Origin of the sequence: Insulibacter thermoxylanivorax, assembly GCF_015472005.1 — a bacterium.
Taxonomy (GTDB): Bacteria; Bacillota; Bacilli; order Paenibacillales; family DA-C8; genus Insulibacter; species Insulibacter thermoxylanivorax.
Map to the genome: position 1 here is coordinate 18,187 of NZ_BMAQ01000036.1, position 15,326 is coordinate 33,512.

Annotated in this window: 9 protein-coding genes; all 9 read left to right on the plus strand. The window is 36.8% G+C overall.

From position 1 onward, the window contains the following. The first annotated feature begins 144 nt into the window (after positions 1-144). The 9 genes from PRECH8_RS12285 to PRECH8_RS12325 all read left to right on the plus strand — a co-directional run bounded on the left by PRECH8_RS12285 (position 145) and on the right by PRECH8_RS12325 (position 14,617). Complete coding sequence (locus PRECH8_RS12285; RefSeq protein WP_200967405.1) at positions 145-3,114, plus strand: S-layer homology domain-containing protein; 2,970 nt, start codon at positions 145-147, stop codon at positions 3,112-3,114. Between the two features lie 135 nt (positions 3,115-3,249). Beyond that, positions 3,250-5,286: a hypothetical protein gene (locus PRECH8_RS12290; RefSeq protein WP_200967406.1), complete on the plus strand. Its 2,037-nt coding sequence runs from the start codon at positions 3,250-3,252 to the stop codon at positions 5,284-5,286. 197 nt (positions 5,287-5,483) lie between these two features. Next, positions 5,484-6,269, plus strand: a complete 786-nt coding sequence (locus tag PRECH8_RS12295) for an ABC transporter permease (protein ID WP_200967407.1) — start codon at positions 5,484-5,486, stop codon at positions 6,267-6,269. Beyond that, positions 6,269-7,000, plus strand: coding sequence for an ABC transporter ATP-binding protein (locus PRECH8_RS12300; protein ID WP_200967408.1), 732 nt, complete (start codon positions 6,269-6,271; stop codon positions 6,998-7,000). Before PRECH8_RS12295 ends, PRECH8_RS12300 begins: the two co-directional genes overlap by 1 nt. Then, the gene (locus PRECH8_RS12305; protein WP_200967409.1) at positions 6,997-8,202 is read left to right on the plus strand and encodes a glycosyltransferase; all 1,206 of its coding nucleotides are present in this window, start codon (positions 6,997-6,999) and stop codon (positions 8,200-8,202) included. The genes PRECH8_RS12300 and PRECH8_RS12305 overlap by 4 nt, the downstream gene beginning before the upstream one ends. A 3-nt stretch (positions 8,203-8,205) precedes the next feature. Further along, positions 8,206-9,411, plus strand: coding sequence for a glycosyltransferase family 4 protein (locus PRECH8_RS12310; protein ID WP_200967410.1), 1,206 nt, complete (start codon positions 8,206-8,208; stop codon positions 9,409-9,411). Positions 9,412-9,426: 15 nt separating this feature from the next. Beyond that, positions 9,427-10,737 (plus strand): nucleotide sugar dehydrogenase, encoded by a 1,311-nt coding sequence (locus PRECH8_RS12315; RefSeq protein ID WP_200967411.1) that lies wholly within the window; start codon positions 9,427-9,429, stop codon positions 10,735-10,737. A gap of 2 nt (positions 10,738-10,739) precedes the next feature. Continuing rightward, the gene (locus PRECH8_RS12320) at positions 10,740-11,912 is read left to right on the plus strand and encodes a methyltransferase domain-containing protein (RefSeq protein ID WP_200967412.1); all 1,173 of its coding nucleotides are present in this window, start codon (positions 10,740-10,742) and stop codon (positions 11,910-11,912) included. After that, positions 11,909-14,617 carry a glycosyltransferase gene (locus tag PRECH8_RS12325; protein ID WP_200967413.1) on the plus strand — a complete coding sequence of 903 codons (2,709 nt, stop codon included), beginning with the start codon at positions 11,909-11,911 and terminating at the stop codon, positions 14,615-14,617. Before PRECH8_RS12320 ends, PRECH8_RS12325 begins: the two co-directional genes overlap by 4 nt. Positions 14,618-15,326 lie beyond the last annotated feature (709 nt).

Consider the following 15,326-nt stretch of genomic DNA (forward strand, 5'->3'; position numbering starts at 1 on the left):
CATTTATGAATTACAGATTTCAATGAATAGTAATGTTGCTCATACTCTGGGAAGGGGGTGAATCGGCAAATGAGGGAATCGAGCTATAAATTGAATTTGCACTCTCAAACACCGAAACGATTTCGAGGAGGAGAAAGAAAGGTTATGAAGAAAAGTTTATCCTTAGTAGTGGCAATAGCATTGGTATTTTCCTTGCTAACGCCTGCTATGGCTTTCGCGGCAACTTCTCAAGAGATTGCTGCTGGAGCTAAGCTGAAAGAATATGGTGTACTGACTGGTAACACCCAAGGCGATCTGCTCCTTGATCTGGAACTGGATCGTGAAGACATGATCGTTCTTCTGTCCCGTCTGATGGGTGTAGAAGAAGAAGCTGCAGCTACTGAGAATACTCATGGCTGGGACGATGTAACAGATCCGTTCTACCATGGCTACATCTCCTGGGCTAAGAACGAAGGTCTGACGAAGGGTGTAGGTGACGGCAGCAAGTTTGGTTACGACCAAAAGATGACCGTTCAAGAACTCCTTCAATTCCAACTTCGTGCTCTTGGCTATGAAGTAGAATGGAACGATGTTCCTGCTAAGGCAGCAGAGCTTGGTCTTATCGCTGAAGGCGAAGACGTGACTGTTAACGCTACTCGCGGTAAGATGGCAGTTGTGACGCTGCAAGCTCTGAATACGCCTGTTAACGGCGAGAACATCCTGCTTGGCGCTAAGCTGGGCATCGAGGACTTCATTCCTGATGTAGGCATCCTGTCTTTCAATGCTGTAGGTGCTAAGAAGCTTCAAGTGAAGTTCGCAAGCGCTGTTGACACTGAAGAAGCTAAGATCGCTGTTAAGCGCGGTGTTGTGACGGTTAACGTCAGCGACATCAAGTGGTCTGATAACAACACTGTAGCTACGATCGAAACTGCATCTAGACTCGTTGAAGGTACTTACACTGTATCCGTTGAAGGCGTTGCAGAAGAAGTGCTGACTGCTTCCGTTGACGTTGACAACGAGAAGGTTGAGTCCATCGAAATCACGAGCGATGTTGCTCCTATGGCTCGCAAGAACGATGGAACTGACAACCCAGAGCAAGTTGTAGTTAACTATGTAGTTAAGAACCAATATGGTGAAGATGTATCCAATCTTTACGTACCAACTGCAACTGCATCTGGTAAGGTTGACGAGAACGCGAATGGTGTTCTGAAGATTTCCAAGAATAATGGCGAATTCGTAATCCAAGAAACAGTCTTCGTATCTCTTGTGTACATCGGTCAAGGCTACACAGTTTCTACTCAGAAGACTCTGAATGTAGGTCTGTCCGGCAAGGCTGATACAGTAGAAGTGACTGGTATCTACAACGAAGATCCAGATGCTGTACTGGACTCGGATGTAAGCGGCGATGAAGCAGGTAACTTCAAGCTTCTCCTGAATGTTAAGGACCAATACGGCAACCCGATCAAGGATATTAACATCCTGAAGCAAGACCTGTTCGTCCATGTTGGCGGCACTCATATCTTGGAAGTTCAGTATGAAGAAGATAACGGTAAAAACACCGATGTACCTGCATTCGAATTAGTTGAAGTTGACGGTGTGAAAGTTCCTGCGCTTCCGCTTAAAGAAGTGAAGGCTGCGGGTACTGCAGTGGTTAACGTTGTACCGAAATATTCTGGTAAGAGCGCTAACTACACGGTTGTTGTTGAAGAAGGTCTGGTTTACGACCAAGTAATCCTGAGCCCGGTATCCGGTATCGTTGCAGCAGGTGAAGATGTTTATGTACCTGTAGCTGTACTCGATACTAAGGGCAACTCCGTCACAGATACGAAGAAGCTGAACGATGCACTGAACACACCGAACAGCATGGGAACAGACAAGATCAGAATTAACGTATCCAACAACAACCCTGTTGAGTTCGTCACCAAGGATGGTAATCTGTTCCTGAAATTCTCCGTAGATAATCAAGGTACTGTTAGTGTCAATGCAACAACTGAAAGCTTTAAGTACAGCTATCTAACGATCGATGTTAAACCGGCTGCTAAGCCAAGAGCAATCATCGGTCTGAAGGCTGATACGAACAGACTTCTCTTCCAAGGCGCGGAAATCACTCTCAACCATGAGAACGTGCTTGTAGAAGATAACTATGGTCGTGTAATGGATAAAGATACTCTGAAGAAGGCTCTGGAAAAAGCTCTGGAAAGCAATCCAGAAAACATCTTCAGAATCCAGCTCACTGGCTACGAAGATAATGATAAAATAACTGTATTAGGTGACGTGTACGAAATCAAGGCCGATTTAGACCAAGTTGGTAATGTTGTAATCTCTGGCATTAAACTGAAAGCTACTAATAAAGGTAACCAAACATTGACGCTGACTCTCCATGATGATGCTATCACTGATAGCAACAATCCTGAAAAAGTTGTAAGAGGCAGCCAATGGCAAGGTGTATTCCGTACAGTAACTCTTGATGAGATTCGCAGCATCGCTATCGATGACGTAGATGTTCTCTATGCTGGTACAGCAGAAGCAAATGAAGGTCGCAGTAAATATTCTAGAGAAGTCAAAGTAACAGCTACGACTAAGGATGGTAAGAAAGTTTCTATCCCAGCTGGTGACTTCAGCCTGTCGACTCTGAGTGCATATGTGCATGCAGACAACGGCGGCAAGAAGGTTTACATCACTAACCCTGCTATCCTGTCTAAGGATCAAAAAGAAACAACAGTTGTTATCCGTGCTGTGCTAGAAAACGGAATTACAGCTGAAAGAGAAGTTAAAGTAACTAACGCAGCACCTAAGGTTGACTCCGTAGAAATCAAGGACCTGACAGATGGTACGCTTGAAATCAATGCAGAAGATCTGAATGGCGCTAATCTCATTGGTGTATTGACACTTGAGGTTAAGGACCAATACGGCGTTATGGCAAATCTTGAAGAAGAGAAATTCGCTGATGGTTCCGAGTTGCCTGTTGCTTCGGTAACAGTCTCCGACATCAACAAAGTCGAAGGCTCTGACCTCAAAGTATCGAACAATGGTAGAGAAGATGCGAAGGTTAACGGTGCTAAAGCTGGAGATGAGTTCACTGTTAAAGTACAGTTTGGCTCTGTCTCCGCTAAAGCTAAAGTTAAGGTTAAGTAATTAATCTTAACTGAAAATAGAACACGTTTTAGGTCGTTGACCTAAAACGTGTTCTTCTTTATTGTTCAAAAACTTTTGTATTAAACGAAACTTCTATACCTCTCATACCGTCTATATAATGGGAGGATGAGAATGATGAATAAGAGGATGAAGCTACTCGCGGTTATACTGAAACTTACTTTGATATTATCTCCACTGACAACTTTTGCAGCAGATGGAGAAGCAAAACAGACCAATCCAAATCAAGGCTTAGTGAATCATGTCATTAACCTTGAAGGTCAGAGTAAGATGACGATCTACGACGTTATGCTGTTCCCGACGAGCCAAGGTAACCAACTAGCCTTTAAGGCAGATATCTACAACGCTAACAACAGTGAATTATCCTTTAACTACTACTGGCTGCGTGTATTAACAAAGCAGGGGACACGTCACAATGTGAATCTAGTGAACAATGAACAGGGAACTGTAGTGCCTCCAAGAACAACGAAGACGTTCATCTTTACGTCCATGGTTGATGATGAGCTTAAGCTTTCCGACATATCGTTACAAGTGATCAGATGGAACTTCTCGATGCCGAATTATGAGCAGTCACTTGGTACGATGTCCATCAGCGAAGCTTACAATCCATCGGTACCGTGGCAGATTGGCAAAGAGATCGTGATCGCGAACTCACCAGTGCTGTTTACAGGCGAGCGTTATCAGGTGGGCTCTCTTGGGGAGAATTATGATGTAAAGATCGAACTGAATGCTTTTAACAAAGGAAAATTCACCGTGCAAGTACCGAATTATTCGTATTACATACAGACCGAGGATGCTCTAGTATACCCGGTTACTCAGAACGGTGAAGATGTTAAGGTTCTTCCCAATGGAGACAGCCGAATATCCTTGCAATCGACGATTCCCAAGACAGTGGATCTCACGAAACTGAAGTTGGTCGTCGTTCAAAACTTCGAACAGCATCAAGTGCCGCAGATGATGATAAACCTGCCTGAGGAGTCTTCGGCTGTAGAAGAGGTTTATGATGAATATGAATATGACACGGTAGATGGCACGTATACGATCATCATTAAGAATCTGCAGCGTCTGCCCAATAATGAGACGGATATTATCAGTGTTGAGTTAGAACTAGCTAATAAATTAAACGAACATGCTTTGCCGAATATGGATTTGGTTGCATCGATCGAAATGGACAATATCGCATTAGAACCAAGTGAAATCGAAGGTGTTCGATTAGACAATAATCTCAATATCAAGAAGGGCAATTCTATTACTTATGTATTCAATGCTGAGATTCCGTACAACTTCGAATTTGAGCAGATGAGATTTAATCTAAGTGAGAAGCGTGGAGAATCGAGTTATGCTATTGCGACCTTCACAAATGATGTCTCGAAATTTAAGTTAGATAAAGTCTCGGCTATTAAAACTGATACAATCGGAAAACGAAGCACTGTTTATATCCTGAAAAGCAATGTATATGAAGGCAAAGAAACGGATATTATATATGCGGCTGTACTCATGACGAACAATGAACCAAGATTTGTAACGTTAGAACAACTTGTAGCTTTCTACAAGATCAACGGTGAAATGTATTTTCCAGCTGAGATTCCAGATAACAAAGTGCTGACGATGCCATCCGGGCAAGCACTAATTCCGATCTATACCAAGATCCCGAAAGGTTTCGAGATTCATGATCTAGAACTTGTCCTGGGTACACAGTTAACGGATACTGAGTATTACAAGCAAGCTTACGTTCTAGATGTTCCTCAGCCTATTGAAGATGTTAAGGAAGAATTTACGGATGTCAAAATTGGCAATTATACAGTAACGTTGGAAGACGTAAAACTTTACATGAATGGTGGTTCAGGAGAACTAAGATTCAAATATGAATTAAGTAAGGAATCATACCAACATGAATTAGCAGAACATAAGCTTCGCATAACGATCGTATCCGGTGACAAAAGGTATTCACATGATATAACTCCAGGTGAAGATTTGACGGTGGATGGGATGTATTTTGAGATGCCTGTCTCCGGTGCTGATCTTGATAAGAATTTACAAAGACACGGATACCATATCGAAGCTCTAGATGTATTTGATGATGGTGAGAAATTACTAGTCCAGACTAAGAAGACATACAGTTGGTTTAGCGACACACCTCCGCAGTTTCAATAACAAGATGATGCAAAACGGATTGATTAGCTATATTAGCCGATCAATCCGTTTTGATATACACTAACGATATATGATAGAGATGTATAGATCTTTAGATGTATATATATTACAGAATGACCTAACCATTTATATAGTATGATTCATTAATATTTGATATGATGATTAAGTGAAAGATTGGGATAAAGGGGCCAGCATACGTGTATATATTTCGTAAGTTATTGAATGATTTACGATCAAGAAAGGATTTAATTTATTACTATGCTATATATGATCTAAAATCAAACACTGCAAGAACATTTTTTGGCTTCTTATGGTGGATCATCGATCCTATCATCTATATGGGAATGTTTTACTTACTCGTACAAGTAATTTTGGGAAGAGGCGGTCCGGATTACGGAATATTTCTCTTTGTCGCACTTATTCCTTTGAAATGGACTATTTCTACATTAGTAGAGGGAACTAGTGCAATTACCTCCAAAGCCTCTTTATTACAACAGATTTACGTTCCCAAAATCACATTTGTCGTAATTTCCGTCCTAAAGAATTTATTTAAATTTATAATTGGTTTAATAGCACTTTTTATATTTTTACTTATCTATAAGGTTGAAATTTCGTTATATATGCTGGAAGTCATAGTAGTGATTGCTAGCCATTTTCTCTTTTTACTTTCTCTCTCCACAATATCAGCACACTTTGGTGTGTATTTTAGAGATTTAAGGAACTTAATGCAGTATATATGTAGAGCCATGTATTATTTATCTCCAGTCATGTTCAAAGTAGATAATTTATCACCTGAGCTTCAAAGATGGATCTTTCTCAATCCTCTTACAGTCTTTATGGAATCATATCGTAATGTTCTACTATACCAAAGTCAGCCTATATGGCTTGGCCTTCTAATCATTTCGATTATTTCGATAATCCTTCTATATATCGGTTTGAAATTACTATTTAAATATGATAAAGAATATGCCAAGGTGGTATAATGAATAAACCTTTGTTGGAGTTAAAAGATGTTTGGGTATCCTATCCTGATAAAGAAATAAAAAAAAGAAGCGTTATGTCGTATTTCAAAAGTCGGGGGAAGAAATATTGGGCTCTTAAAGGTATAAGCTTCCATGTGAATCAGGGTGAAGTTTTGGGTGTCATTGGTCGAAATGGATCCGGGAAAAGCACATTGCTTAAATTGCTATCAGGACTGATAGCGCAGGATTGCGGAGAATATATACTAAGAGGGGAAAGACCGGTTCTGTTAACATTAGGTGTGGGATTTCAACCTGAACTACTAGGTATACAGAATATATATTTAAATGGACTGTTATTAGGATATACAAAAGAAGAAATCGACGAAAAACTTGACGAAATTATCGAATTTTCAGAGCTGGGTGAATTTATTTACAAACCCGTGCGAACCTATTCAAGTGGTATGAAATCAAGGTTAGGATTTGCTACAGCTATTACGCTAGATCCACAAATTCTTTTGTTAGATGAGATCCTTGGCGTAGGAGATATAGCATTTAGAGCAAAATGCGAAGCGAAAATTAAAGAAAAAATCGAAGGTAATCGGACTGTAATTCTCGTCACTCATTCAGATAGTTTACTTAGATCAATATGTCAGACTGCTGTATGGATCCATGCAGGTGAACAAATGGCATTTGGTGATGCCAAAACAGTAGCGCAAGAATACTCATCCTTTATGAAAAGGGGATCCAGATGAACGTTCTCATGTTATTATTTAAAGATATTCATCTAGATGCTCGAGTACAAAGAGAAGCGGCTTCACTCGCTGAAGCAGGATATCATGTAGATATCGCTTGCCTTCTTGAAAGAAGCGACGAGCCAAAGCCAATTCATGAGAATGTAGATATTATACGCATTCCGATTACTACTAAACGGTTTAAAAGAGCTATCTACCAGCCACATGCTAATAATCACTCTACTTCTTTAAAATTATTTAGAACTCCAATATTGAAACTGTTAAAAGATATATTTGCGCAATGGGAATATACCCGAAAAGTGTACCAATTGATCTCAAAAAAGCAATATCATGTATTACATTGTCATGATCTTAATACTTTGCCAGTAGGAAGTTATTTGAAAGGGAAAATTAAGCATATAAAGCTCGTTTATGACTCACATGAGCTTTTCAACGAAATGGTCGGAAAAAACAAATTAGAAAAATGGATTGGTTACTTAATTGAAAAGAAATTAATTAAGAACATCAATCATTTGATTACTGTAAATCCCTATACTGAACAATTTTTTCATAATCGTTACGGAAACATACCTTCAACAATTATACAAAACACACCAATGTGGGATGATCTGTATTTTGAATCCTCATCTATAAATTACTGGAGGAATGTGTTTCCTATAGAAGATGATGATGCGATTCTTTTGTATCAAGGCGGATTAACACCACAAAGAGGGATTGAAGAATGTATTGAAGCATTATCGATGTTACCAAATAAGTATAAATTAATCATATTAGGTGAGGGTATTTTACGTTCAAAGTTAGAACAGCTTGTTCGTGACAAGGAGTTGCATGGAAGGGTTTTCTTTCACGATCCCGTTCCTCCTTCAGATATTCTGAAATATACAGCTCAAGCGGATATTGGACTTGTTATGTACAAAAATACGTGTCTTAATAATTATCTGTCAACTCCTAATAAAATCTTCGAATATTTTCTATCTGGTATACCAACCGTGGCTTCAAATCATCCGGGTAAACGTTATATAGTGTCCAAATTAGGGACAGGAGTTTGTGTGGAGGAGACTTCAGAAGCTATTAAACAAGGTATTATAAAAGTTATGGAGAATTATGAATATTACAAATCGAACTGCATATCCAAACGTAATCGATATACTTGGCATATAGAAAAAAATAAATTGATTGATCTATATGATACGCTGGTGTGAGCAATGAATAGAAAGCTCTTAATCGTATCGCAGCATTTCCCTCCGGAGATTGGTGCTGCAAGTAATCGAATGGAACATCTATGTCGTTATCTAAGTAAAGCAGGATATGAATTATATGTTATAACTTCTCAACCAAGTTATCCCAATAGAACCCTTTATACGAAGCAAGCATTTTTTTCGAACGAAAATGGTTGCCGACTATATCGTATACCGATCATATCAATCGGTAATAATGGGGTTTTGAGCAGGATATCGCAACATCTGGCTTTTTTATTGATGGCTTCGATGGTTACTATAATACTCGGTATTCAATATCAGATCAAGACATGTATTACCACATCTCCGCCCTTTAGTGTGAACATGATAGGGTTGCTATTCAAATTAACTGGTTGGAGACGAAAATGGATTATGGAGGTTAGAGATCTATGGCCGGATTCGATGACGGCGGTTGAGTTTATAGAAAAAAATGCTTTAATATATCGATGGTTGAAACGACTCGAGTTGTATTTCTATAGAACTGCTTCAAATATTGTTGTTGTTACGAATCAAACAAAGAGGATACTTGAACAGCAAGAGATACCGGCCAATAAAATAAAGATTATTACAAATGGTATTCCAGACTGGACAGCAGAAGTATTCAATTTGAAGTTATCTAGTCAAAGAATTAATTCAGAATTTATAATTTTATATGCGGGTAATATAGGGAAATCACAAAATCTTGCTCAATTAATTCAAGCAGCTGAGTATTTATCAGATTATAAATTTTGCATTATTGGTGATGGGCTAGAGAAAGAAAAATTAATGAAATTAGTTGAACGTAAAAATCTAAAAAACATTACATTCATTGATGCAATTACGGATAAGAGATTATTACTAAACTGGTATGCCAAAGCAGATATCGGGGTTATATCGTTGAAAGATGCAAAGCTTTTTGAGAATGTAATTCCAAGTAAATTATTCGAATATGCTGGTGCAAGATTGCCCATTCTCTTTATAGGGAAGGGAGAGGGGGCAGAGTTAGTTAATAAATACAAACTGGGGAAAGTTGCTTTGTCCAAGACTGAGGATATTATTGATGCAATCAATTGTATGTATGATGATATTCAAAGTTACAGAGAGAATTCGGACAATCTAGACAAATTTATCCAAAAATATCGATGGAGCAGTCTTGCTAATAAATATATTAAGTTAATAGATTCTCATTTATAAGGAGATGTAAAGTTTATGTCGAATTTTGATCATCTATGTGTACTTGGTTTAGGTTATATAGGACTGCCAACAGCTGTAATGTTTGCTAAGCATGGATTAAAGGTTCATGGAGTGGATGTAAATCCAAAAGTTGTGGAGTCTTTGTTGAATAAAGAACTGCATATAGAGGAACCAGGTCTTAAAGAGATGATGATAGATGTAATGAATCATGGTCAATTAACAATCGGAACAGAACCACAAATTGCTGATGCATATATAATTGCAGTTCCAACTCCAATTAATTCTGATAAGAGTGCTAATCTTGATTATGTGATAAATGCTGCCGAGATGATCTTACCATATCTTAGAGAGAATTCACTTGTCGTCCTTGAATCAACTGTGCCGCCAAGAACGATAGAAGATGTTCTCGTACCAGTACTAAGTAAGAGTGGTTTAAAAATTGGGGAGCAGTTATTTGTTTCTCACTCACCAGAAAGAGTTCTCCCTGGAAAGTTATTTGAGGAATTAGTGAATAACGATCGTGTAGTTGGTGGTATCAATGAACGTTCAAGTCAGATGACTGCTGAGCTGTATAAATTATTTGTTAAAGGAAATATCCATATTACTGATGCTACCACTGCTGAAATGGTTAAACTAATGGAGAATACGTATCGCGATGTTAATATTGCCTTAGCAAATGAATTTGCCAAGATTGCGGAAAATCTTGGTTTTAATGTATGGGAAGCAATACGACTAGCGAATTATCATCCAAGAGTTAATATTCATCGACCTGGTCCTGGTGTGGGTGGACATTGTATAGCGGTTGATCCTTGGTTTATATATGAGAAAGCTCCAACAACAGCCCAACTTATCCATATGAGTAGAATGATTAATGATCATATGCCGGATTATGTGGTTAGTAAGCTCGAAGAATTTTTGAAGGATATTAATGATCCAGTTATCGCAATTCTTGGACTCGCATTTAAAGGAAATATTGATGATATGAGAGAAAGCCCTGCTGTTCATGTTGTAAATAAACTTAGGAAGAAAGGATATCGACTAAGAGTATATGATCCTTATATTAATCAGCCATTTGATGATAAGACAGTAGACTTTGATGCAGCGATAGATTCAGCAGATTGTATCCTTATTCTAACAGATCATGATCAATTCAAACATATCGATCCAAAACACTCTTCAAAGAAATTGAGAACAGCAAGAATTATGGATACACGTAATGTAATTAATAAGACTCTTTGGGAATTAGAAGGATTTAAAGTTTATTCGCTAGGAATGGAAAAACTAGAAAAGAATCAATCTATGCACATTAGCAAATTGTTTATATAGAGGTGGATATATTGAAAAAAAATCTTGATATGATTACTCAAGCGTATTTCTTTGAATTGGGAAAAGAATTTGGTGAACAGGTAAGAACAAGAATTCATTGGATTTGTGAGCGTGTAAAAGGTAGCCGCGTATTAGATGTAGGGTGCTCACAGGGGATTACTTCAATACTACTGGCAAGAGAAGGAAAAAGAGTTATCGGATTGGACATATCCGAAGAAGCTATTGAATACGCAAATAATTATTTAAGTAATGAGTCTGTTTTTACTCAACAGAATGTTGAGTTTATACATTCTAACTTTACAGAGCAAAAATTTGATGAGAAGTTTGACACAGTTATTTTTGGTGAAGTATTGGAGCATTTATTTGATCCTAAAATGTTTATGGATAAAGCACTCGAATTGTTAGATGAGGATGGGCGAATTATTGTAACAGTTCCATTTGGGATTAACGACTATTTTGATCACAAAAAAACATATTATCTGTATGACTTGTTGCAGCTAATGAATGATACAGATCTCGTTTTGGCCGAAATCAAGTTTTTTGGTAAATGGATAGGTGTAGTTTACACAAAAGAAAACATAGAAGTTCCCATTAAGTTCGATTTAGAATTACTAATGAAATTAGAAGAGTCTTTTTATCAAGTTGAGAGACAATATTTAAAAACGATAGAAAAATACAAAAATGAAATTGATTCATTGAGAGCTGCTCAAAAAAATAATAATGATAACTTAGAGTTAGAGAAATTTATTACTCAATTAGCTGAAATGAAAGAAGCAATTAATAATTTAAGTAGCAAAAAATTTATAGGAAACGAATTTCTCGAGGCGAAAAATGAGCGTTATGATCTCATGAAAGAATTTCAAGACACAAAACAAATACTCGAAGGAATTTTAACAAGTATACATCAAGAATCAGAGAAAAGTAATGAACGCTTTTCTCTCGTGGAAAACCTTTATAATTCATTCTTGCAATACAAAGATGCTAGTTTGATTAATGAGAAAGAGTCAATCATCAAATTAAAGAAAGAATTACAAAATGCTTATGAAGCTGAGGAACGTGCACTAAAACAATTAAAGAAAATAAATGAACGGTATTATGCACTAAAGAACTCTAAATTCGGCAGAATCGCAACCTTATATTGGAGATTCAGAAAGAAAGTTGGAGGTAGAACATGAAATTGTCTGATATAAACTCCCGGTTATCCATAATAAATGAAAAGAAAAAAAAGTTGATGGAAGAAATAAAAACTGATCAATATTTTCTCAATAGATTGAAAAATATTGAATTTACGGATCAGGATTATGATATGCCCTCAACTAATATTTCGAAATATGAATTAACAGAGGACTTACCTAATCCAACTAAAGATTTAAAGAGATATTTAGAATATAGGGAGCAAGTTAGCGACAAAGCATTTTTTGAAAATATTAAGCATGAACTATCAAAAATATCTAATAGTAACGGGTGCCGCTTTTTCCCTAAACCCAACGTGAATATTGGGATCATATCAGATGAATTTTTATACAATTCATTTAAAGGAACTGCCAACTTCCATTACATCACTCCTGACAATTATTTGGATTATAAAGGGAAATTGGATGTTATGTTAATAGTATCGACTTGGGGTGGTTTAGACGAAGAGTGGAGAGGATTAACTTACTCTAAAAACACAAAAGTTAGAGATGCATTAAAGGACATTATAAAAACATTCCGTAATGACACGAAGATTGTGTTTTATTCAAAGGAAGATCCGGTAAACTACGATATATTTATTGATATAGCCAAGCTTTGTGACTATATCTTAACAACAGAAGAAGCTGTTATTGAGAGATATAAAAAAGATTGCGGTCATGACCGTGTCGGAGTGTTGAGGTTCGGTGCAAATCCTTTATATCATAACCCTATTGGTATGCGAAATGTAAAGAAAAGACGAGAAGTTCTATTCGCAGGTTCTTGGTATAAAATATATCCAGAGCGTCAAAAGGATACGCGAATGCTATTTGATGGTGTACTTGAGGCAGGATTTGGTCTTAAAATTATTGATCGGAACTATAATAATAATTCTGACAGATATTTATTTCCCAGCGAGTATTTACCTTATATTTCACCATCTGTAACTCATGAAGATTTGCAAAAACTACACAAATGTTTTGATTGGGCAATTAACATTAATACAATTAAGTATAGTAATACCATGTTTGCAAATAGAGTATATGAGATGCTTGCTTTAGGGAATATCGTGTTGTCAAATTACAATTCAGGAATAAATGATATATTTCCTAATGTATTTTTAATTACGGATTCTTCTGAAGTTGGAGAAATTATGAGATCGTTTAATAAGACTGATATATATAAGCATCAAATGGAGGGATTGCGCAGCGTATTTGGTAGTGAGACGACGTTTCACCGAATATCTGAGTTACTTAATTTTGTGGGAATCCATCATGAATATCCGCGTCGGAAAATTGCTGTTATTGTTAAAGAGAAAACACCTTCTATATTAGATGCCTTTAACAGACAATCCTATGAAGATAAAATTTTACTTACTGAAGATGAAGTCAATGATGCTCGGATAGAAGAATTTGATATGGTGACATTTTTTCATAACGATTATTATTATGAAGAATATTATCTGGAAGATTTGATTAACGGTTTTAAATACACGGATTGTGATTATATTACTAGAGACAGTTACTATGAAGGAGAGCATTACCTTCGAGGGATAGAGCATGACTATGTTGAGCATATGAAAAGTAAGTATCGTACGGTATTTTGGCGGGAGTCATTTGACATAAATGAACTAATTCAGTTAGAAGGAGAAAAATCCATACCAAATGGATACAGCGTAGATCCATTCGAGTTTAATGCTAAAATCCCCGAAAAAGAAAATGCTACACAAAAATATGATTTATCGGTAATTATAGCAGTTTATAACAATGGAAAACATCTATACAATAAATGCTTTAATAGTTTAAGAAGGAGCACGATTTTTGAAAGGATGGAAATAATTTTAGTTGACGATGGATCATCAGATCGATTAACTGTAGATATGGTAAATCGACTTGGTCGTCAATTTAGCAATGTAAAAACTTATTGCTTCCCCAAAGGTGGTAGTGGAAGTGCTTCGAGACCGAGAAATAAAGCTATTGAAATATCTACAGCTCCTTATATCACGTATTTGGATCCTGATAATGAAGCAGTTAATGATGGATACGCGAGATTGTTGCGCGAAATTAAATATAATGATCTAGAGATTGTTATGGGCAATATGATTAGATTGGACAATTCTAAAGAGCTTTTGTTTGATATTCACAAAGTTATCCAAAAACAGTTTGGTGGAGATATGCTAAGAGATGGGAAGAAATTTTTGATAAATACAAATATATCAACACACAGTATTCAAACAATGATTATAAAGAAGGATGTAATTACAAGTAATGCTCTGAAGATGGTAGACAATGCAGCCGGAGAAGACACCATATTTTTTCAGGAATTAATAATGAATGCAAGCCGAATAAAAGCGATAGATGTGGTAATTCATTTATATTATGCCGCCGTTTCAGGATCAGTTACTAACAGCATATCTAAAAGATTTTTTGAAAAATATTTGATTATTGAAGAGTATCGAATCGAGTTTCTTAAGAGATATGGATTGTTATCTACCTACATGGAAAAAAGATTTAATTATTATTTTATTAATTGGTATTTGAAGAGACTGCCTCAATTAAATAAAGATGATGTTATCGAAAGTATACGAATCCTCTATAAAATTTTAATGATGTACAATCCATATATCACAAAAAGAGATGGATTAATAAAGAAGTTCGAAAAATTATGTAAAAAAGGAGATTATTCTAACATAATTAAGTTAGTTAGCTAATATATTCACCTATTTATGTGAAGAGAAAGAAAATAATATTGAATCCAAACTCCTTATTGTAATGGTAGGAATTTGAAAGTTGATGTGGAATTACGGTGGGGGGGGGATATTTGATGGTGGGAAAATTGCCTAGGTACGAATATATATTTAATGATCTTGATGTCTCTATACTACCTATTGACAATCCTTGTATAGTGACAATTAAAAAGGATGGCGTACTATTCGATTTTCTTATTAGATTAAAGCCGTTTTCAAAAAAATTATTGGTTTTTGGTTCGGGCGCATATGACCCTAGAAAAATGTCCCCCCCCATTTTCCAAAGGCATACATGGATCAATTATTTTGAAGAATCTATTATCCCGAATTACGAAAATGCATATCATCAATGAATCGGAACACGCGACAACTGGAAATGAATTGATGTGATGGAAAGTGAATTTGTGAACCATTTTTGGATATACGATCCCCCTCCCCACAGAACGCGGGCTGAACTGTTTCCATGTCATTTTTTGGTGCTTCTCACGTGATTTGTGCCACCCGGGTCCCCATACGTTTCCAGACGTGTTGTTTGTTGAAGCTTTCGGCGATTCTCAAAATTACTTGCCGACTGTGACTGACGATTACGCCGGCAACGCGAAAAAACTCTTGTCGGAACCGAGTGATCGTGTACCGACGATCTACCGGCTCGCAGCAATCCGCTTTGAACCGT

Excerpts from the sequence above, each read along its gene's own strand:
- PRECH8_RS12315 (WP_200967411.1), top strand. The coding sequence starts at position 9,427 with ATGTCGAATTTTGATCATCTATGTGTACTTGGTTTAGGTTATATAGGA.
- PRECH8_RS12310 (WP_200967410.1), top strand. The coding sequence starts at position 8,206 with ATGAATAGAAAGCTCTTAATCGTATCGCAGCATTTCCCTCCGGAGATT.
- PRECH8_RS12325 (WP_200967413.1), top strand. The coding sequence starts at position 11,909 with ATGAAATTGTCTGATATAAACTCCCGGTTATCCATAATAAATGAAAAG.
- PRECH8_RS12285 (WP_200967405.1), top strand. The coding sequence starts at position 145 with ATGAAGAAAAGTTTATCCTTAGTAGTGGCAATAGCATTGGTATTTTCC.
- PRECH8_RS12290 (WP_200967406.1), top strand. The coding sequence starts at position 3,250 with ATGAATAAGAGGATGAAGCTACTCGCGGTTATACTGAAACTTACTTTG.
- PRECH8_RS12305 (WP_200967409.1), top strand. The coding sequence starts at position 6,997 with ATGAACGTTCTCATGTTATTATTTAAAGATATTCATCTAGATGCTCGA.
- PRECH8_RS12300 (WP_200967408.1), top strand. The coding sequence starts at position 6,269 with ATGAATAAACCTTTGTTGGAGTTAAAAGATGTTTGGGTATCCTATCCT.